The sequence below is a fragment of the Phocicoccus pinnipedialis genome (assembly GCF_903994035.1).
GTDB lineage: Bacteria > Bacillota > Bacilli > Staphylococcales > Salinicoccaceae > Phocicoccus > Phocicoccus pinnipedialis.
Genome location: NZ_CAJEWB010000007.1, coordinates 67,463 through 88,627, shown reverse-complemented (window position 1 = coordinate 88,627; position 21,165 = coordinate 67,463). Strand labels below are relative to the sequence as shown.

Genomic DNA, 21,165 nt, shown 5'->3' with positions numbered 1-21,165 from the left:
TTTTTAAGTTGCATCTTACCCCCCCTTTTATTGAATATTTTATAGTATGTTCAATCAGTATAAAAAAACTGGAATATAAATTATTAGATATTAAAAAGATAACCCTTTCATTATTTGAGTGGGGTTTTTTTACGAAGAAAATTTAATGTTAAATGATTAAGTTAATATCTAGACACTCCCTGTTTTGTTTTCTAAAATTTCATTTTTAAAAAATCATGAAATGGAGATTTTTTGTTTTTTTCTGAATTTACAGGAGAGATCTGTTTATGCCGAGAAAAAGGAATTTGGAATAAAAGCTATAGCGAAGCTGAAAAATTAACTAATAAACGAAGTAGTTCTTTTTGATTTTCTCCTACTCCGTTAAACATAGTATTAATTCTACAAGACAATACTAAATAAACTTTAGCTATTGGGTTTTTTAAGATATTCCACCATTTACGCTTGTTTTTTTTTTGTTTTCTTTTTGTTCTTTTAGTTGTTTTTTCTTCAATAATATCATCTAATTCTTCTACTAATAATAAGTATGTATCGTGATTATATTGTAATGGCTCTGTCGTATATTCTCTTGTATCTTCATTGATTGCTTTTATTTCCAGTTCATCAATTTTCTTTTTAAGTTTATTTCTTGAATATCCTAGTTTTTCACTTAACGCTTTCATGCTATAAATTTGTGCCATTTTTATAACACATTTACTGATATCTTTGTAGCTCTTTGACGCTTTATTAAAGTTATTTTCTTCAAAAAATCAGAAAACTCCTCTTTTTTTATATTGTACTTTGAATATAAGATTATGTGTCAATAAGTATGAAAAATGTAACAAACATTTAACTTGTTACATCAACTATAATTTAGTCATTGAAAATTAAAAATCGGATAAAATCTTCTGTTATAAGATTTTATCCGCTTTTTTTCTATTACATTTCCAACAAAGCGTTTGTAAATTTTCTTTTTCCGAAAGCCCACCTTTAGAAATAGGAATAATATGGTCAATTTCTAATAAAATTAATGGGTGGTCATCCGTTGATGCACTACACATTTGACAAGTATAAGCATCTCTTTCTTTGATGAACATTCTTAACTTATTAGTCATTAATGACCTTTGTCTTTTTGCACTCTTATTATATTTTATTTTTTCCGCAATATATGCAGCAGTAACTTCAACAGTTTCTCCGTTAAAATCAATAATTGTACGTTGAGAACTATGACCTCCTGCACTTACATATTCAAAGATGTATTGGCTGTATGAAATATCAATTTCAGGAATATCCATTCCAATTTTTTCCATCAATTCATCATAGTAATATTTCAAAATAAACTTAGGTGGATTAAAATCTTCTGTTATTTGTTGTTGTCTTAATTCTAAGTTCTTAATCGTATTTTCCATTCTAGAAATATTTTCGCCGATCTCTTCTAATTGCTTTAGATTTTCTTCCGTAGGTTTGATATTAAAGTACTAACACATGTATTTTATAGGTTCTTCTGAGGCTCTTCTAACAACCTGTAAAGAAGCTTGATGAACATTCTCAGTTTTTAAAGTTTTTTCATTCTTATCTCTCTGATAATTATAGTTACTTGTATTTTCAAATTTTGCTAAGTGAGAATGTTCTCCCGCTATTTCTGTCGGAACAAAAATATTATTGTTTGGAATGCTATTAACATAATTTGAAATCTCATTATATTCTTTTATTGTCGATTCAATTTCTTTTTTATGATTTAAAAATTCTTCACTTTTAAAATATCTGTATTTCCTAATCATTAAGGAAAGCTAACAAATAAAAATGGGTAAAATAATTGCTAATCCAATAACTGTACCAATCAATACAAAAGAGGGAAAAATAAAACCTAAAAATATAACGATACCTGCAATGGATAGTAATCAATCTAAATTATTTCCATTTTTTTCACTTACTTTCAATTTGGAAAGCACCTCTCATTTTTTATTTTATTCAAAAGTGAAACGTTCAAAAAATATCAATAATTATCCCAAATTCCTTTTGATGTAAGCCTTACGGTATGAACTTTTTAACTATTTCTAAACTGTGCAATGAGATCATTTAGATTTTTATCATCAGTTTCAATTCTGTTCATAAAATAAAAGGTTTTCCAACTTGGACATTCTCCAAAGTCACTGAAAAACCTTATTCTATCAATATTTAAACCCTTCTTATTCTTCCATCCTAGACATCAATGCTACCAACTCCACATGCACTGTATGTGGAAATAAGTCGACGGGTTGTACGCGTTTTAATTCATATCCAAATTCTCTCAGCCATACGATGTCTTCGGCAAATGTTTCTGGGTTACACGATACGTACACTACTTTGTCTGTTTGCAATCTACCGATTCTTCGCATCACTTTGCCCCCTGCTCCGCTTCTTGGTGGGTCTAGTAAAACCAAGTCTGGTGTACCCCATTCTTCTAGCACCTTATCCATACCGCGTCTCGCATCTTGTGCTAAGAAATACGTATTATCAATATCATTATCCCTCGCATTTCTCTTTGCTGATTCTATAGAGGATTCTACAATCTCTATCCCTGCTAATTCTTTCACACGATTTGCAAATGGTAATGAGAATGTTCCTACGCCACAGAATAAATCGATCATTTTCATCTCTTTATTTGCTTCTGCCATCTCTATTGCAAGCTCAACTAGTTTCTGTGCTTGAACCGGATTTGTTTGAAAGAACGTATCAAACCACACGCGATATTTATAGCCACTCATCTCATCATAGATAAAATCTCTGCCATATAATATCGTCGTATCTTCTGATTGTGTACGATCGGCAATATCTGTATTTTTCATCCACATAATACTTTCAATTTGCGGAAGTTGTTCTGTTAATTTCTCAACCAACTCATTTAATATATTACTATGATTCTCTGGATTATCCGTCGTAAATAATGCAACCATCATCTCTCCAGTTATCTGAGATTCACGAATCATTAAATGTCTCATTAAGCCTACTTTTGTATCTTTATTATATCCTGGTAATTCGTGTTTTTTAGCCCAGTCAGATACGATAAGCATTGCAGCCGTCATATTTTTCCCAGCAATTAAACATGTGTCTAAATCAATCACATTCCTAAAATTTCCAAGCTCATGTAGACCGAGTTCTCCATTCTTACCGAATGTAAACTCCATCTTATTTCTATAGTGCCACGGATCTTCATTCATACCGATTACGGGCTGCACAACACTTGGGTCAAAATCTTTATCTTTTAAAAAGTTTACGATATTTTTGTGTTTTTCTTTTAATTGACCTTCATAACTCCAATGTTGCCATACACACCCTCCACATAATTCGAAGTGTGGACATTCTGGTCCGACTCTTTCTGGATGTCGTTTAAGTATTTCATCTGGCAATATATTTGCACGTCTACGACCTAATGCATTTGGGACAGTGACTCTAACTTCTTCACCTACTAAAGTCTCAGGTACGCTCACTTTTAAATTCTTATTTCTACCTGTAATCTCTTCACGACGAATCGTTGCAGTACCTGATCCTTTTTTGTCGAGACCTTTTATTGTAACATCGTATGTACGTGTAACCTCTGTCATACTATTCCTCCATTCAAATACGTCCTATTAATGATATATAGATTTCAGTTTAAGTTCAAGATATTTTGTACTTGGTCTAGAGGTAATTGTTGTATCATATAATCAATGAATATATTAAAAAGGGAGTGGCTGTATGACACTAACATTAAAAGATTTTCAAGACGCAAAAGAACGCATCAAAAAACACGTTATTCAAACACCAATGTTGCGTCTTCATGCATTAGATGACATTTTAGGGACGAACGTGTTTGTTAAGTTAGAAAATCTTCAAGTTACGAATTCATTTAAGATGAGAGGTGCTATGAATAAGATTCTCAGTTTATCTGAAGCAGAACTGAAGAGAGGTATCATTTGTTCTTCTAGTGGAAACCATGGTCAAGCCGTTGCTTATGCTGCGAAACAACTCGGCATTCCTGCAGTTGTCGTGACACCACGTACTGGCTCTAAATTTAAGCGTGATAAAATTGAAGAGAATGGTGCAGAGATTGTTCTTTGTGATGTAGACGATCGTTTCAAAATCACAAAAGAGCTATCTGAAAGACGTGGAATGACAATTGTCTCTCCATTTGATGATGAAATGATTATGGCAGGTCAAGGAACGATAGCTTTAGAAATATTAGACACTGGCGTTGACCTAGACTATCTACTTATCCCAACTAGCGGTGGAGGTATGCTTGGGGGAATCGCTACTGCGATTAGTGAATCAGATAGTGAGATTAAAATATACGGCGCAGAACCATCAAACCTCCCACGACAATCTAAGAGTTTAAAAGAAGGAAAACGTATTAAGGTTGAATCGAAACCAACAATTGCAGACGCACTTGTTGTAAATCAACCTGGAGAGATCACTTTTCCATACATTCAAAAGTATGTTGAAGACGTTCTTACTGTTTCAGACGAAAAAATGATTGAAGCACAAAAATTACTCCTTGAAAAAGGGAAAATATTAGCAGAAGTCTCATCATGTATTGGCATTGGTGCAATTCTTGAAGGTAAATTCAAGCCTAATAAAGATGAAGCGGTTTGCTTTTTAATATCAGGTGGTAATTTAAGTTTAGATCAACTAAATTTATAAACAAAGCGCTTCGATTTCAAGTTGAAATCGAAGCGCTTTGTTTATTATAAGACTCTATTCTTCAATTGTTTTAAAATGTGGAAGAACGAATTCAGCTATTTCTTCCAACATTGCGTCTATTGGACGATCCCCTAATTTTAAGCTTAAATATACATGATTCACACCAGATTCTTTCAAGATGTTTAGTTGTTCGATGAGTGCATTACGACCTGTTTTAATGCCCATCATAATTGGTTCACTAGGTGCATCAGGGTCATTTAATAATTTAATATTCAAGATTTGTGCATATGGCTTAAATCTACCTGCACGTTTACGATATTCATCTGTAAATCTTTTTTGTTGTTCAGGAGAATGTGAATATCCAAACCATCCATCACTATGTTCTGCTATCCATTCTAGCGTCTGTCCAGAAAAACTTGTTACTAAGATTGGAATATCGTTTACTGAAGGCTTTGGTAACAGATCTGTTGAACCAGTCATATTCACTCTTTCTGTTTTAATTGTTGGAAATTCCTTCTTCCAAATTTCTTTCATTACATAAAAAGCTTCACGGTAATACTCAGACCGGTTATTTTCATCCACTTGAAACGCTTCAAACTCAACATCACGATCTCCAGTCGCTAATCCAAAAACTAGACGTCCCTCTGAAATCTTATCCAGAGATGCTGCAGATTTTGCCAGATTTAGTGGATGTTGAAACGAAGTAATCACACTTGCCGTAACGAGTGCGATATTCTTTGTATGTGCTGCAAGAAATCCGAGATATACCCATGGATCATACATTTGACCTACATCTCTAAAAGATGGATCATGTAAGGGTATATCACGTACCATAAGTGCAGCAAAATTTAAATCATCCGCAAGTTTAGCAAGCCTTATTTGTTCTTCCATATCCATGACTGGAACAACGCTTTCGTATGTCTCAAGTGGAATAGATAACCCGATTGTTAAATGATCTTCTTTAAACATTCGAGTGAACCCTGCATGATTTTTGAATCTATTCATAGATCTCTCTTCCTCATTGAACATACTACTTCTACATGATATGTCTTTCCAAACATATTAAAAGGCGTGACATCTTCTATTTCATACTGTTCATTTAATATGCTTAGATCTCTTCCAAGTGTTGCTGGGTTACATGATATATACACAATACGGTCTGGGCCTACTTCAAGTACCGCATCTAAGAATGCTTTGTCAGTTCCTACTCTTGGTGGGTCGATAAACACTACATCTGGTTGTACATTGTTCTTAACTAATTGTTTGATAATATCTTCTGCTTTGCCCACATGGTATTCCGCGTTAGTGACCTCATTTAAGAGTGCATTCTCTTCGGCATCTCTAATGGCTTCCTCTACTACCTCGATACCAATGACTTTTCTAACATGCGGACTTGCGATTTGTCCAATCGTCCCTACTCCACAATATGCATCAATGACAATGTCGTCTTCGGTGAGTTTCGCCTGGTCAATTGCTTCTTTATATAGAAGTTGTGTTACTTCGTGATTCACTTGATAAAAGGACTGGTGGCGTAGTTTGAAAGTTTTGCCTAGCATGTCATCTGCAATACACTCATTACCATAAATCAATCTCGATACACTTCCAGTAACAAGGTTCGTACGTCTCGTATTAATGTTTTGAATCACACTCGTAATGTTTTGATGTGCCTGTACAAGATCCTCTACAAACATTTTGTTCAGTTCAGAATCTGAGTTCGTCACGAATACAACTTGAACTTCACTGTTGTCACTATTTGATCTGACAATCACATTTCTCAAGTAACCTCGTCCTGTGCGCTCATTATATGCTGAAACCTTATATGTCTCTACGAGATTTCTAACCGTGTTAACAATTTCATTAGAAATCGGCTTCTGAATCATGCAATATTTAACATCTACGATGTCTCTCGACTTCTCTTTATAGAAACCAATATGCACCTCACCTGCAATTTCTCTTACGTGGAATACAGATTTATTACGATAGTCATACAAATTATGAGATACACAATTATTCACTTTAATATCTTTGATATGTCTGCTTAACGTATTTCGAACACTCTCTGTTTTAAATTCGAGTTCAAGTACATCATCCATATGCTGAGTCTGACAGCCACCACACTTTGAATAATATGGGCATGGTGCCACTACTCTATTCTCATTCTCTTTTAGAATTCGAACGAGTTCACCTTCTGCGAAACGTTTCTTCTCATTCGTAATTTTGAATTCAATTTGCTCTTCTGGTAAGCTATTTTGAATAAAAACAGGATAATGCCCAACCTTTACGACACCTTTACTTTCATGTGTTAAATTTAGAACTTTACCTTCTAGAATGTCATTCATTGGACATCTCTCCTTTAATTACTTTAAAAATTCTCTTTTTTTCTTTATAATAATAATATTGAACATATAAAGGTGGTGCGATTAATGAAGTCATCAAAATTATTACTCTGGATTATGTTTGCTTATTGTTTTATTACTATCTTTGAAATTGGATTGCCAGCAGTAATCATTTCCGGAATCGCGTTGTTCATGGTTTTAAATTATACATTAGTGCGACAAACCCACTTGGAAGAATTCAATGAATCTCAAAACAACGAAGCACTTTCTGATGGAGTTCATAATGATACAGAAACATTACATAAAGAAGAGGCCGATTTTTAATCAGCCTCTTTTTTCATACGAATTTCTAGTGCTTGCTTTAAGTTTTTAAATTGAGCAGGAAGCCTACCACCATACTCACCATCTAAGTTCAGTTGGACCGTTTCATAACTAGATACATTTACGCTACTCGCACTAATAAACTTTACTTTACTGTGTTTTAAGTGTTCGCCACGCATCGCGAGTGTGAGTACATGAGCTAACTCAGCCAGATTAACCTCTTCTAATATTAAAATCGAAAACTTTCCATCATCAAGCTTAGCATCCGGTACTAGCTTTTCGAAACCGCCGATAGAATTGGTTAAACCAATTAAAAACAACATCACTTTACCTGTATATACTTCATCATCATATTCAATTCTAATCGGAAATGCTGAAATTTGTGGTATTAGCTCTATTCCTTTTACGTAATATGCAAGAGAGCCGATTACTGTTTTTAGACGGCTTGGTGCTTCATAGCTTACCTCCGTAATTTTTCCTGCCCCAGCAATATTCATAAAGTACTTTCCATTCATATGACCGATGTCGATATTTCCATTCTCACCATTTATAATGACATCTAAAGCTTCAAATATATTACTCGGGATTCCTAATGCACGGGTAAAATCATTTACTGTCCCCATAGGAATGACTCCAAGTGTAGGTCTTTGTTCAAATTGAAATAGTCCATTAATCACTTCATTTACTGTTCCATCCCCACCAACAGCAATAACTAAATCAAACTTAAGTTTGCAAGCTTGTTTAGCCGCGACAGTGGCATCTCCTTTTTCGGTAGTACGATGGGCACTTGTTATGTAACCCGCATCTTCTAGACGTGACAAAATTTCTGGTAACTCCGCTTGAAATGTTTCTTTACCAGCCGTAGGATTGTAAATAATTCTCGCAGTTTTCATATAACAGTACCTTTCAGCATAATGTCCTTGACATCGCTATAGAATTTAAATTTTCGATCAATGTAATCTGATGCACATTCAAGTTTTAAACGCTTTAGTTCATCTTGAAGTACTTTAGATTTTTTCATGACATTGGATAAATCCAAGATTTCTTTAACACGCACATCATTCTCGCTAATAAAAATAAACTGTGTTAAAATTTGATCAATTTCTTTAGATAAGATCAATACATTACGAAAAAATGGCGATTTATCTTTACTTGGAGTATAGCCATCTGCAATCAATATTTCTTGATAATCATAGATGTCTGCATTTTTTTTGCATATAAATAAAATATCAAGTGTATTAAAATCATCGCTAAATGCAGAAGATCCGATATGATGGACTTCTACAACAACTTTCCTCAATGTGTTTAGTAGTGGATATGTAGCTTTTAAATATATCCCTTCAATTTGTTCCATTATATTCATTTTTATCATTTCTATCATTCCATCTTCATACTTCATAATGATTAAATCAATAGAAAGTGTTATTATTTATATGTGATAAGTATAACATATAGAGGCGAAATATAGGATTTTTAAACCACGTGAGAAGGAGTCATTTACATGAAAAAAATTATCGTCGGTATTCTTGCTATTATATTTCTCGGGTTGCTGTTTTTAAACTTTGGGCTTGAAAATAAGAGTAGGATTTCGAATGATGCGCACCCCATACCTGAAGAAGAAACTGAATTAAATAAAGGCGAAGATATAAGTGCCCATCTAACTTCAGAAAAACAAGACGCTTACATATTAAGTGATGAAGATCTAAATGCGACATATCAAGAATTAAAAGAACTAAACGAGCCGCTTATAGTTTCAGTATTACTTCCAGGCTACTATAGCGATGATTTTATTAAACGCTTAGAAGAGACTTTTAATACAGATACAATCACCTTTAAACGTGTTGATATTGAGGGTAATACAACGAACTTAGACACACTTTCTTACTTTGATAACTCTGATGTCGTTATTATTAGCGCATTACAAATCCAAGATTATAATGACGAGGTATTGCCACAGCACAACTTAAATACAGTACTCAAGTACTATATGGACTTTTACAACAAAGGCATGACAGCAATTATTTTATCTGAACCTAACGCACATAATCACAATAATTTAGAAAACGTCCTTCTTACTGATCAAGACTACATGACAAATAATGACTTTTACTTTATAAGCAACGTGGATGTGGAATCAGAAATGATGTTTGGTGAAGACGAAATAACTCTTTCAGAACAAGTAGAAAGACAAATCCAAGAAAATATTAAAAAGTTTTTAGTCAAATAATTAAAAACCTCGAAATCTATAAGTGATTTCGAGGTTTTTTGTATAAATTTATATAGAAACTTTATCATCTTTCTTTGGTGAGTAGTGTCTTGGGTCTATCTCTTATTAATTTCTTCAAGTAGGATTTTGTTCACCATTTGCGGATTAGCTTGTCCTCTTGATTTCTTCATAATCTGTCCTACTAAGAATCCGATTGCACGGTCTTTTCCTTCTTTATAGTCTGTGATTGATTGTTCATTTTCATCTAATACTTCTGTTACCATCTTAGTCAGTGTTTCTGGGTCTGATATTTGTTCCATACCAAGGTCTTTTGCTGTTTGTTTCGCACTTCCACCTTTAGTAATGAGTTCAGTAAATAAGCGCTTCGCTTGTTTACCAGAAATCGTACCGTCTTCAATCAGTTTAATCATTTCAGATAAGTTCTCTGGAGTGATTTTTGTATCTTTAAGCTCTACTTGGTTCTTGTTCAAATACTCTGTCACACTTGTCATAATCCAGTTTGACGCAAGTTTTGGATCTGTTCCAAATTCTTCTACCATTTTATTGAAGAAATCAGATGTCTCAACTGCTAATGTTAAGATGTTTGCATCATATTCGGGTAATTTATATTCCTCAATATAACGTTTCTTCAGTGTGTCAGGTAATTCTGGGATACTTGCTCTTACACGTTCTTTCCACTCTTCAGAAATAGTTACAGGACCAAGGTCTGGTTCTGGGAAGTAACGATAGTCATCTGCATGTTCTTTAACACGCATTAGAATTGTCTCACCTGTTTTTTCATCAAAACGACGTGTTTCTTGTCTAATTTCTCCACCAGCAAGTAGTTCTGCTGCTTGACGTTTTTCTTCATACTCTAGTCCACGGCGTACATAGTTAAATGAGTTTAAGTTCTTTAACTCTGTTTTTGTACCAAATTCATCTTGACCATAAGGACGAATTGAAATATTTGCATCCGCTCTTAATGAACCTTCTTCCATCTTTACGTCAGACACACCAGTGTACTGGATAATAGAACGTAATTTTTCAAGATAAAGGTAAGCTTCCTCAGGTGTTCTAAGATCTGGCTCAGAAACAATTTCCACTAACGCAGATCCATGTCTGTTTAAGTCAACAAGTGAGTGACCTTCTTTATGAATAGATTTACCCGCGTCTGCTTCTAGGTGAAGACGCGTAATACCAATACGTTTCTTTTCGCCATTTACTTCGATTTCAATCCAACCATTTTGCCCGATTGGTTCTTTATCTTGGGTAATTTGGTAAGCACTTGGGTTATCTGGGTAGAAGTAATGCTTTCTGTCAAACCGTGTGACTTCTGGAACTTCCATGTTTAATGCAAGTGCTGCTTTCATAGCATACTCGATAGCGCCTTTGTTTATAACCGGTAGTGCGCCAGGATAACCGAGTTCAAGTACAGATAGATTTGTATTTGGCTCTGCTCCAAAGTGTGATGGTGCACCAGAGAATGCTTTAGATTTTGTGTTAAGTTCTACGTGAACTTCAAGTCCTATGACTGTTTCAAAGTGCATTTATTTAACCTCCATTTTGAGATTATTTAATTCATCATGAAGATTATATCTCTCTTCAAATTTGTAAGCTGCGTTATAGATTACCGCCTCGTTATAATGGTCCGAAAGGATTTGTAACCCTATTGGAAGTCCGTCTTCAGACATACCACATGGAATGCTGATTGCTGGAATTCCTGTCATATTTGCCGGGATTGTTAAAACGTCGTTTAATAATGCCTCAACATCATCGACTTCATTGTGCTGTGCTCCGCCTTTAAGTTTTGGAGCAACGCCTGTAGTCGTTGGTCCAATAATAAGATCATACGTCTCAAATAACTTTTTGAAGTCCTCAATAAATGCACGGCGCATTCTTTGTGCTTGTACAAAGTATTTGTCGTAATGCCCAGAGCCAAGTACGTATGTACCGAGTAAAATTCTACGTTTTACCTCTTCACCAAAACCTTCACTTCTTGTTTTCATATATAACTCATCAAGATTTTTAGGATTTTCTGCACGATAACCATAACGAATACCGTCAAAACGCGCGAGGTTAGAGCTTGCTTCACTTGATGCTAGTAAGTAGTATGCACTTACACCATATTTGATATTTGGTAAGCTAACTTCCTCTACAGTGGCACCTAATGATTCAAACACTTTAACTGCTTCTTTTACTGCTTTTTTAACGTCTTCACCGGTACGTTCATCTAAAAATTCTTTAGGTAATGCAATTTTCTTACCAGATAGATTTTGGTCAATCGAACTTAAGAAATTTGCTTCTTTGTCAGCACTCGTTGAGTCTCTCTCATCAAGTCCTGCCATTTGTTCTAAAACAAGCGCGTTATCTTTTACCGTTTTAGTAATTGGTCCGATTGTATCGAATGAAGAACCAAATGCAACTACACCAAATCGTGATACACGGCCATATGTAGGCTTCATACCTACTACACCACAATAGCTTGCTGGTTGTCGGATTGAACCACCAGTATCTGTTCCAAGAGCAAATGGGACAAAGCCTGCTGCGACAGCTGCTGCTGATCCACCTGAAGATCCTCCAGGTACGTGATTTAAATTCCATGGGTTTGTCGTTACTTTATAGTATGAGCTCTCAGTTGTAGAACCCATCGCAAATTCGTCCATATTTAACTTACCTAAAGATAAGGCGTTTGCATCTTCTAAATTTTTAACAGAAGTTGCTGTATACACTGGGTAGAAGTTTTCTAGCATTTGGCTTGCACAAGTTGTTAAGACATCCCTAGTGTTAAAGTTGTCTTTAATACCAAACGGAATACCAAACAATGCACCGTCCATCTTGTTCTCAGCTTGAAGCGCATCTAGATCTTTAGCTCGTTCCAATGCTTCATCTTTTGTAATCGTGATGAATGCATTAACTGCTTCTTCATCTTTTTCAATTTTTTCATAATAGGCGTTAACAACTTCAGAGGGTTTTAACGCTTTATCTTTAATTTTGTTAACAAGTTCCTCAACTGTTAATTCGTGTATGTTAGTCACATTAAATCCTCCTAAGATAGCATATTTGGGACTTTAAATTGTCCTTCTTCTATTGACTGTGAGTTTTTGAGAGCGTCTTCCTGTGAAACTGCACCGTCAACTACGTCTTCACGTGTCACATCAAATAGTTCGATTGGATGAGTCAGTGGTTCAAAATGAGACAGATCAAGTGCTGCAAGGTCTCTAGAGTGAACAATCACTTCTTCAACTTTTTCAGCAAGAATGTCTAATTCTTTTTCATCTTTAATTTCTATACGTGCTAGGTTTGCAATATGTTGCAATCCATCTTTGTCAATTTCAGGCATTGTAATCCTCCATTTCACTGCTTCGTAATTATAAATTTTATCAAAAAACGTGCTTTTATTCCATAATGTACATAGATGTTTTGTCGTCTTTGTCCGATGTGATGATCGAGTAGACGTTGTTTTTATCTTGTACTTTTACTTCAACCTTAGTGTTTTTAAAGTATTTGTCCACGAGTGATTGCGCATATTGAGATAAACCAATCATCTCTCCGCGTGATTCGTACTCGATGGGAATTTCAATTTCCAAACGATCGAGCTTGCCATCTTTAATGTGGCCACGACCGACTGACGTAGTATAGGACTTGAAGTAACTGCTTAAATCTCTATTGAATGCATTGTAGTTCGAACGTAACTCTTCTGGTATTTCCTCATTGTTTGATGGAAGCAAAATGTTTTGCTCATCAATATCAATGAATTTAGAAATCTCGTTCTCTCCTGGCTTCACAATAGCGTATGAAAGGAATTGCCCGGGTACGATATCCGTACTCTTAGACTGTGAGTATATTGCGAACACAACTGCTTTGTCGACATACTCCTTATTGGCACGAAGCCTATCTAATAGTTCTCTTGCCATCTCTTCCCCTTCTATTTTAGCATCCTCAACATTAATTGATTCACGGTATGTTGTACCGTACTGTTCTTTTTGGTAGAGATGTTCACTATTCATAGCAAGGCCAAATGTAATACCTTCAAATTTAGTATTACCTTCCTCATCTACTGTCAGATAGTTTTGTTCTAAGATATGAGACAGATATAATGGCGTATTCTTTGCGATCACTTCGGGGTCTTCTTCACCTTGTTTTGAAGGGTTTAAGCCTAAGTTACTAAACGCCCCACTCTTCACAAGCTCTTCCTCATTCATTGCGTCAATTTCTTCCTTGGTAAATTGACGTCTAAGATATGCCCGCGTCATATCTTCCGATAATATTTGACCCTCTTGGAAGATATAATCTTCTGGTGAGTACACTTCTTTAGAGATTTCAAAGAGTCCTTCCTCGAAATCCTCCATGTTGTATGAAGATACCATGTTAGTACTTGTCAGTCCTCTAGATTTTGAAAGCTTATAAGGGATGACGGAGCGGTAAAATTCATCTCCACCAACGTCTGTAACTGTATCAGCGACGTTTTCTTGTCTCTGTTTTGAGATGTTTTGATCAGCATTCTTTTTACCTGCGTTCTCAACATCTACGGATGTATTTGAACAAGCTGTTAAAAACAAGGCACTGGCAATGAGTAGACCTGTCATTTTTTTCATTTTACTCACCTAGCCTTTCTAGGAGTTTTTGTTCACTCCATACCTCTATTCCTAATTCAATAGCTCTTTCTAGCTTAGAACCCGCATCACTACCTGCTACAACAACTGTTGTACTCTTCGAAACACTTCCTGTGACTTTTCCACCGTTGTCTTCGATTCGTGACTTCGCTACATTGCGCGTGAGTGTTTCGAGCTTACCTGTTAATACAAATGTCATGTCGTTAAACGCTGTACTTTCTTGCACAAATGCTTCTTGCTTCATTTCTAAGCCATTTTGTTTTAATTTCTCGATTAAGTACACGAAGTCCTCATTGTTCGTATAAGTGACAACTGATTGTGCGATGACTTCCCCAATTTCTGGTATATCAACAAGCCGATCTACTGTTGCTTCCATGACTTTATCAATGGATAAGAACTCTTCTGCAAGAAGTCTCGATGCTTTTTGGCCGAGGAAGCGAATGCCTAGGCCAAAAAGTACTTTCTCAAGTGGTTGTTTTTTTGAAACTTCAATTGCATTTAAAAGGTTTGTTGCTTTTTTATCTCCAACACGATCGAGCTCAATTAAGTCCTCATATTTCAATGTGTAAAGATCTGCGACGTCGTGAATTAACTCCGCTTCATAAAGCTGTAGTACAAATTTTTCACCTAGTCCATCAATATTCATAGCACCACGTGACACGAAATGAATAATATCTTCAACGATTTGTGCAGGACATGTTGGGTTAATACATCTAATCGCTACTTCGTCTTCTAGTTTCACCGTTTCATGAGCACATGATGGGCATTTTGTCGGTGCTTCGTAGACCTCTTGGTCGGTGCGCTTCTCCATCACAACACGTACAACTTCCGGAATGATGTCCCCTGCTTTATGAATAATCACAATATCATTAATACGAATATCTCTTGCTTCGATGAGCTCATGGTTGTGAAGACTCGCTCTTGAAACTGTCGTCCCTGCCACTCTTACTGGTTCTAGAATTGCTGTAGGTGTGATTACACCTGTACGACCAACAGTCAGTTCAATATCAAGGATTTTTGTTTCAACCTCTTCTGCCGGGAATTTATATGCGATTGCCCACTTTGGTGAACGGACCGTATATCCAATTTCTTCTTGAGCTGATAAATTGTTGACTTTGATTACAATCCCATCAATTTCATAAGGTAAATCCATCCGTTTCTCTTGCCAATATTCAATGTATTTAATAACCTCATCAATATTTTTAGCTACCTTACGTTCTTTATTCGTCTTAAATCCGAGCTCGTCTAACATTTCTAAAGATTTGCTCTGAGTGTCGATATCAAACATCTCTTGATGCGTTAATCCGTATAAGAAAATAGATAAATTACGCTTAGCAGTTAATGATGTGTCCAACTGACGTAAACTACCCGCTGCGGCGTTTCTCGGATTTTGAAATACTTGTTGACCGTTTGCTTCTCGCGCTGCATTCAACTTTTCAAATGATGATTTTGGCATGTATGCTTCACCACGAACTTCAAAGTTGCTTGTCGCATCAATGCGAAGTGGAATCGCACGTATCGTCTTCAAGTTTTCAGTGATGTTTTCTCCAACTGTCCCATCTCCTCGAGTAGCTCCAACAGTAAATCTACCATTGTCATAGGACAAACTCACTGCTAGACCGTCAATCTTGAGTTCACACATGTATTCGACTTCATTAACTACTTTACGAATTCGATTATCAAACGCACGTAGGTCCTCTGTGTTAAATGCATTCCCTAAAGAAAGCATCGGAGTCGAGTGTTCAACTTTTTCGAACTTATCTAAGATCTGTCCACCTACACGCACTGTTGGGGAATCCTCTGTTTTATATTCAGGATATTCTTTCTCAAGATCAAATAATTCTCGCAAAAGCCGATCATATACAGCATCTGGAACTGTTGGCGTATCAAGCACATGATACTCATAGTTATACTGTGTTAATTCCTCTTGTAACATTCTGATTTTTTCTTTCATTCAATCATTCAGTCCTTCTTTTTGATTGGAGCAAAATTCGCGAGTAATCGCTTGGGTCCAACAGCTTGGAATATGATATCTAGTTCCTCACTGTCGCCTGAACCTTTCACTTGAGTGATGAGTCCATCACCAAATTTTGGGTGCGTTACTTTGTCACCGACCTTGAATGACACACCTTCATTGTTTGTGTACGTACGAGTCGCACGTCGTTTTGACCCAGACTTCATTTCACGCTTAAATGGTGAATTGTATTCAAGAAGCTCTTCTGGAATCTCTTTTAGGAATGTGCTTTCTTGTGTATAGTTTGTTCGTCCATATATCGTTCTCAATTTTGCACGTGATAAAATCAACCTATCTTCTGCACGTGTCAACGCAACATACATCAGACGTCTCTCTTCTTCCATCTCTTCGTCAGTATCCATAGAACGACTCGATGGAAATAATCCATCTTCAAGACCTACTAAGAAAACAACCTTGAATTCGAGTCCTTTTGACGCATGAATTGTCATAAGTGTCACACGGTCTTCGCTATCGATATTGTCTTGATCTGAAACTAGTGCCATGTCACTTAAGAAATCAAAGAGCAAGTCATCAGAAATCTCATTCGCTTCGTCAAACTCTTTCGTCACTGTCTTGAATTCTTCAAGGTTTTCAATGCGTGACGTACTCTCTAGTGTATTTTCTCTAATAAGCATTTCTAGGTATCCCGTATCATGTAGAATTTCGTCTACAAGTTCAGTCACAGACATGTATTTTGCTTTATCTTTTAACTTATCGATTGTAGATAAAAGAACGGCTAACTTATTAGCAGTCCCTTTTGGAATTCCGATGAAGTCTGCTTCTTTCATTGCGTCATAAATACTTGTGCCAAGTGTAACCGCATGATTCTCTAGGGTTTCAATGGTTTTAACACCTATACCTCGTTTGGGTGTGTTTATAATTCGTACCATTGCGATGTCATCAAATGGATTTAAAACAACTTTCATGTAACTCATGAGATCTTTAATTTCAGCACGCTGATAGAACTTCATGCCACCTACCATGTTGTAAGGCATGCTCGATTTTACGAGAGCATCCTCAATTGCACGTGACTGAGAGTTTGCACGATATAACACTGCCATATCACGATATTTGAAGCCTTCCTGGTTTAGCTTCTGCATCTGACTGACGATTTCTGTACCCTCTTCACGTTCGTTGTCTGCGTTAATCATCATGATCTTTTCACCACGACCACGGCTTGTTCTTAAGATTTTAGGCTTACGTTCTGTATTATTCTCAATCACTTTATTTGCTGCATCTAAAATAATTTCTCTAGAACGATAGTTTTCTTCAAGCATCACAACTTTTGCATCCTTATAGTCCTCTTCAAAGTTTAAGATGTTAGAAATATCTGCGCCCCGAAATTTATAAATTGACTGGTCACTATCTCCTACAACACAGATGTTTCTAAACTGCTCTGCTAGCATCTTTACGAGCTTATATTGCGCATGGTTCGTATCTTGGTACTCATCCACGTGAATATATTGGAACTTATTTTGATAGTAAGACAATACATCTTTATGTTTTTCAAATAACTCAATAGTTAGCATGATAAGGTCATCAAAATCGAGCGCACTATTTTTGAACAACATTTCTTGGTAATCGTGATAGACATTCGCCATGAGTTCATCGATGTACGTAGTCGTGAGATCACGCGCCTCTTTCACTGTAATCAATTCGTTCTTGTTATTGGAGATGTAGTTTAAGAACTGGCGTGGTGGATAACGTTTGACGTCAATGTTTCTCTTTTTTAGTACGTCACGAACAACACTGAGCTGGTCTGTTGTATCTAAAATTGAAAAGCTTCTGTCATATCCAATCTTATCGATATCGCGACGCAAGATTCTTACACACATTGCGTGGAATGTTGAAATCCACATGTGAGACGTATCTTCTTTAATGAGCATGTCTACACGTTCACGCATTTCTTTTGCTGCTTTGTTTGTAAAAGTGATTGCAAGTATATTGTAAGAAGGAATATCTTTTTCTTCTAATAGATAAGCGATACGGTGCGTTAACACACGCGTCTTACCACTTCCCGCACCTGCCATGACAATTAAAGGACCTTCAGTTGTCACGATCGCTTCTTTTTGTTCTTTATTCATCATAGATAAATCCATTATTTAGACCTCGCTACTGTTTTTAATGCTTGTTTTAAATCGTCATAAATGGCATTACCTACTACAACGATATCTGCAACTTCGCTGTACTCTCCTGCTTCTTCCGCATTACGAATACCACCGCCATAGATCATTTTTGAATTCTCTAATGTGTTACTAATCTCTTTGACCTTATCAATGCTCCCTAGTTTCCCGCTATATTCAATGTAAATGTATGGAAATTTGTAGAGCTTATCCATCATATGAAGGATGGATGTCAGTCTTTTTTCATCCGGAAGATATGCGTTACTCTTTTTAAATGCTTTTGAATCTTCATTTAAAATAATATATGGGAATAAACTAATTTCCTCAAAATCAATAACAGGAAAATGACTTTCCAGTGCCTGAGCGAGTATTCCGTCACGATAATTTATATCATCCGTATTGAATACACTTGGCACAAAGTAATGATCAAAACCTGCCGTTACTGAATCTACATTCGTCACTTCTAGTGCAAGTGGTACACTATATCTACGCACACGTGCGAGTAAATCGAGCACATTATCTTCAGTGACTCCATCTGTGCCACCTACCAAGATTAAATCTGTGCCACTCTCACACACCCTTTGTAAGTTTTCATCAGAAATTTCTTTATTTGGATCTAGTTTAAATATGTGTTTTACGTTACTCAGCATGACAATCCTCCGTACAAAATCAATAGTCTAATTATATCATCTTTCAGGTGCGAACACTAAACCCGCCATGAGAGTTTTCCGTTATTCTAAGAACTTTTTAATTTAAAAAAACCGAAAGCACAAAAGCTTTCGGTTGATAATATATTATTCAAGTCCAGTACGTTTGAAGATTGCATCTACACGCTGCAAATGATAGGTGTCGTCAAATGTTGCCTCTATCTCTTCATCAGTAAGTACTCCAGCGATTTTTCCTTCTTTTTTAATAAGGTCTTTTAAAGGCTTTTGGTCTTCCCAAGCTTCCATTGCATTTGGTTGAACCGTATCGTATGCCTCTTCTCTTGACCATCCTTTATTTATTAATGCAAGCATCACGCGTTGTGAGTTTACTAAACCAAATGAACGGTCGATGTTTTTCTTCATATTTTCTTCAAATACTACTAAGTTATTAATTAAGTTTGAGAAACGATTTAACATGTAATCTAATGCAATCGTCACATCTGGTAGCATGATTCTCTCAGCACTCGAGTGCGAGATGTCACGCTCATGCCAAAGTGTCACGTTTTCGTAGGCAGTCGTGATGTATCCGCGAATTACACGAGCGATTCCTGACACGTTTTCAGAACCAATTGGATTTCTCTTGTGTGGCATTGCACTAGATCCTTTTTGTCCTTTTCTGAATGCTTCCTCAACTTCACGCACCTCTGTTCGTTGCAAGTGCCTCACTTCAACTGCAAACTTCTCTATCGAAGTAGCAATTAATGCTAGAACCGCGATATAGTGAGCATGACGGTCACGTTGCAATGTTTGAGTAGAAACTCTCGCATAATCGAGACCTAAGTTTTTACATACATACTCTTCTACTTCTGGTGGAATGTTTGAGAAGGTACCAACAGCACCACTCATCTTGCCAACTTCAACTTCTTGTCTTACTTGTTCAAAGCGTACTAAGTTACGCTTCATTTCTTCATACCAAAGTGCCATCTTAATACCGAATGATGTTGGCTCTGCGTGAATTCCATGCGTACGCCCCATCATTAATGTATGTTTATGTTCAATTGCTTTCTCTTTTAAAACTTCAATAAAGTGCTCTAAGTCTTTTTGAATGACATCGTTCGCTTGTTTAATTAAGTAACCTTGCGCAGTATCTACAACGTCTGTTGAGGTCAGACCGTAGTGTACCCATTTCTTCTCCTCACCAAGTGTTTCAGAAATCTGTCTTGTGAACGCAACAACATCGTGACGCGTCTCCTGCTCGATCTCCTTAATGCGTTCCACATCAATGCGCGCATTTGGACGAATATTTTTAACTTCATCCATCGGGATTTCTCCAAGTTCTGCCCAAGCTTCAGCTGCTAAAATCTCAACTTCTAACCACGCTTTAAACCTGTTTTCTTCTGTCCAAATTTGTGCCATTTCTTCTCTTGTATAACGAGAAATCATTCTGATACACTCCTAATTTTATTCTTCTATTAATTTGCCTTCAAAAATAATTTCTTGATGGCTCACTTCAATCTTTTTGCTACGTTCAATAAAGACAGGCTTCTCAAATCTTGCGACTGGCGTATAGCCCTCTACTCTCATTGTCTCTAACACATCGCTTATCGTTTGACCTTCTTCAACTCTAAACTTCTTTTTCTTCGCTTTTTTATTTGACATTTGAGGTACCTTCAGCTGAAATTTCATCTAACACTTCTTCAACATGATCCACGTCATACTGTTCAACTTTTCGGCTTCGTACGCCTCTCGTCCAGAATCCTCCATGAATCGTACGTGGTTCGTAACTAATAATAAATGCTTTTGGATCGAGTTCTTTGATTGTTGCGATGAGTTTTTTCTCATAACGACGTGGCGTTAATATTTGCATTGTTGTACGCTCACCATCTCGTCCATATTGTTGACCGTGCGTCACGCCATAACCAAGATCACGTAACATCATTGGCATGTCTTTATCCTTTTCAGCTGTAATAACATTTACAACTAGATAACCGAGGGCAAGTTTCTCCTCGATCTTAATTCCGAGTAAGATACCGATACCAAATCCAAATGCATATGCAGCAATATTTTGTGGCTTATCTAAGTTATCCAGTACGAGTCCTAGACCCATAATATAGATGAATGTCTCACATACACTCAATGATGCTGCAACGTAGCGATATCCTTTTAATGTTGAAATTGTACGCATCGTAAGGAACGATACATACGCGATATTAATAACAAATATCGTAAGTAGCATGAGCCACTGGTTTTCTGAGATTGCTTGTAGCATT

Annotated in this window: 21 protein-coding genes; 3 read left to right on the top strand and 18 right to left on the bottom strand. The window is 36.3% G+C overall.

Annotated elements, in window-relative coordinates:
- Nucleotides 1-296: 296 nt before the first annotated feature.
- The 4 genes from H9D55_RS04035 to rlmD (H9D55_RS04025) form a co-directional block, all read right to left on the bottom strand.
- Nucleotides 297-677 (bottom strand): hypothetical protein, encoded by a 381-nt coding sequence (locus H9D55_RS04035; RefSeq protein WP_186077084.1) that lies wholly within the window; start codon nt 675-677, stop codon nt 297-299.
- Between the two features lie 210 nt (nt 678-887).
- Nucleotides 888-1,385 (bottom strand): HNH endonuclease, encoded by a 498-nt coding sequence (locus H9D55_RS08120; protein WP_208454725.1) that lies wholly within the window; start codon nt 1,383-1,385, stop codon nt 888-890.
- Nucleotides 1,386-1,454: 69 nt separating this feature from the next.
- Nucleotides 1,455-1,757, bottom strand: coding sequence for a hypothetical protein (locus H9D55_RS08115; RefSeq protein WP_208454724.1), 303 nt, complete (start codon nt 1,755-1,757; stop codon nt 1,455-1,457).
- 408 nt (nt 1,758-2,165) lie between these two features.
- Nucleotides 2,166-3,560 (bottom strand): 23S rRNA (uracil(1939)-C(5))-methyltransferase RlmD, encoded by a 1,395-nt coding sequence (gene rlmD, locus H9D55_RS04025; protein ID WP_186077082.1) that lies wholly within the window; start codon nt 3,558-3,560, stop codon nt 2,166-2,168.
- 133 nt (nt 3,561-3,693) lie between these two features.
- On the opposite strand from rlmD (H9D55_RS04025), the gene H9D55_RS04020 reads away from it, so the two are divergent.
- Nucleotides 3,694-4,635 (top strand): threonine ammonia-lyase, encoded by a 942-nt coding sequence (locus H9D55_RS04020; protein ID WP_186077080.1) that lies wholly within the window; start codon nt 3,694-3,696, stop codon nt 4,633-4,635.
- A gap of 54 nt (nt 4,636-4,689) precedes the next feature.
- Here the strand turns inward: H9D55_RS04020 and H9D55_RS04015 are convergent, their stop codons facing one another.
- Complete coding sequence (locus H9D55_RS04015; protein WP_186077078.1) at nt 4,690-5,640, bottom strand: LLM class oxidoreductase; 951 nt, start codon at nt 5,638-5,640, stop codon at nt 4,690-4,692.
- Entirely contained in the window at nt 5,637-6,974 is a 1,338-nt protein-coding gene (gene rlmD / locus H9D55_RS04010) for a 23S rRNA (uracil(1939)-C(5))-methyltransferase RlmD (protein ID WP_186077076.1), read from the bottom strand. Before rlmD (H9D55_RS04010) ends, H9D55_RS04015 begins: the two co-directional genes overlap by 4 nt.
- Nucleotides 6,975-7,058: 84 nt before the next feature.
- On the opposite strand from rlmD (H9D55_RS04010), the gene H9D55_RS04005 reads away from it, so the two are divergent.
- Nucleotides 7,059-7,295 (top strand): hypothetical protein, encoded by a 237-nt coding sequence (locus tag H9D55_RS04005; protein ID WP_186077074.1) that lies wholly within the window; start codon nt 7,059-7,061, stop codon nt 7,293-7,295.
- Here H9D55_RS04005 and H9D55_RS04000 read toward each other — a convergent pair.
- Both H9D55_RS04000 and H9D55_RS03995 read right to left on the bottom strand, forming a co-directional pair.
- On the bottom strand, nt 7,292-8,185 hold the full coding sequence (locus H9D55_RS04000) for a diacylglycerol kinase (protein WP_186077072.1): 894 nt from the start codon (nt 8,183-8,185) through the stop codon (nt 7,292-7,294). The two genes, H9D55_RS04005 and H9D55_RS04000, sit on opposite strands and share 4 nt — an antisense overlap.
- Nucleotides 8,182-8,691: a GrpB family protein gene (locus H9D55_RS03995; protein WP_186077070.1), complete on the bottom strand. Its 510-nt coding sequence runs from the start codon at nt 8,689-8,691 to the stop codon at nt 8,182-8,184. The genes H9D55_RS04000 and H9D55_RS03995 overlap by 4 nt, the downstream gene beginning before the upstream one ends.
- Nucleotides 8,692-8,793: 102 nt before the next feature.
- Here H9D55_RS03995 and H9D55_RS03990 point away from each other — a divergent pair, with 102 nt between their 5' ends.
- The gene (locus H9D55_RS03990) at nt 8,794-9,519 is read left to right on the top strand and encodes a hypothetical protein (RefSeq protein ID WP_186077068.1); all 726 of its coding nucleotides are present in this window, start codon (nt 8,794-8,796) and stop codon (nt 9,517-9,519) included.
- A gap of 95 nt (nt 9,520-9,614) precedes the next feature.
- Here the strand turns inward: H9D55_RS03990 and gatB are convergent, their stop codons facing one another.
- The 10 genes from gatB to H9D55_RS03940 all read right to left on the bottom strand — a co-directional run bounded on the left by gatB (nt 9,615) and on the right by H9D55_RS03940 (nt 21,164).
- On the bottom strand, nt 9,615-11,045 hold the full coding sequence (gatB, locus tag H9D55_RS03985) for an Asp-tRNA(Asn)/Glu-tRNA(Gln) amidotransferase subunit GatB (RefSeq protein WP_186077066.1): 1,431 nt from the start codon (nt 11,043-11,045) through the stop codon (nt 9,615-9,617).
- Nucleotides 11,046-12,524 carry an Asp-tRNA(Asn)/Glu-tRNA(Gln) amidotransferase subunit GatA gene (gene gatA, locus H9D55_RS03980; protein WP_186077098.1) on the bottom strand — a complete coding sequence of 493 codons (1,479 nt, stop codon included), beginning with the start codon at nt 12,522-12,524 and terminating at the stop codon, nt 11,046-11,048.
- A 20-nt stretch (nt 12,525-12,544) separates the two neighbouring features.
- The gene (gene gatC / locus H9D55_RS03975; RefSeq protein WP_186077064.1) at nt 12,545-12,838 is read right to left on the bottom strand and encodes an Asp-tRNA(Asn)/Glu-tRNA(Gln) amidotransferase subunit GatC; all 294 of its coding nucleotides are present in this window, start codon (nt 12,836-12,838) and stop codon (nt 12,545-12,547) included.
- A gap of 55 nt (nt 12,839-12,893) precedes the next feature.
- Complete coding sequence (locus H9D55_RS03970; protein ID WP_186077063.1) at nt 12,894-14,093, bottom strand: CamS family sex pheromone protein; 1,200 nt, start codon at nt 14,091-14,093, stop codon at nt 12,894-12,896.
- A 1-nt stretch (nt 14,094) separates the two neighbouring features.
- Nucleotides 14,095-16,065 carry an NAD-dependent DNA ligase LigA gene (ligA, locus tag H9D55_RS03965; RefSeq protein WP_186077061.1) on the bottom strand — a complete coding sequence of 657 codons (1,971 nt, stop codon included), beginning with the start codon at nt 16,063-16,065 and terminating at the stop codon, nt 14,095-14,097.
- A gap of 8 nt (nt 16,066-16,073) precedes the next feature.
- Nucleotides 16,074-18,224: a DNA helicase PcrA gene (pcrA, locus tag H9D55_RS03960; protein WP_186077059.1), complete on the bottom strand. Its 2,151-nt coding sequence runs from the start codon at nt 18,222-18,224 to the stop codon at nt 16,074-16,076.
- Nucleotides 18,224-18,898, bottom strand: coding sequence for a heptaprenylglyceryl phosphate synthase (pcrB, locus tag H9D55_RS03955; protein ID WP_186077057.1), 675 nt, complete (start codon nt 18,896-18,898; stop codon nt 18,224-18,226). Before pcrB ends, pcrA begins: the two co-directional genes overlap by 1 nt.
- 144 nt (nt 18,899-19,042) lie before the next feature.
- Entirely contained in the window at nt 19,043-20,338 is a 1,296-nt protein-coding gene (gene purB / locus H9D55_RS03950; RefSeq protein WP_186077055.1) for an adenylosuccinate lyase, read from the bottom strand.
- A gap of 18 nt (nt 20,339-20,356) precedes the next feature.
- Nucleotides 20,357-20,554 (bottom strand): NETI motif-containing protein, encoded by a 198-nt coding sequence (locus H9D55_RS03945; RefSeq protein WP_186077053.1) that lies wholly within the window; start codon nt 20,552-20,554, stop codon nt 20,357-20,359.
- A complete protein-coding gene (locus tag H9D55_RS03940) occupies nt 20,544-21,164 on the bottom strand; it encodes a DUF2179 domain-containing protein (RefSeq protein ID WP_186077051.1) in 621 nt (206 codons plus the stop codon). Before H9D55_RS03940 ends, H9D55_RS03945 begins: the two co-directional genes overlap by 11 nt.
- Between the last annotated feature and the right edge of the window lies 1 nt (nt 21,165).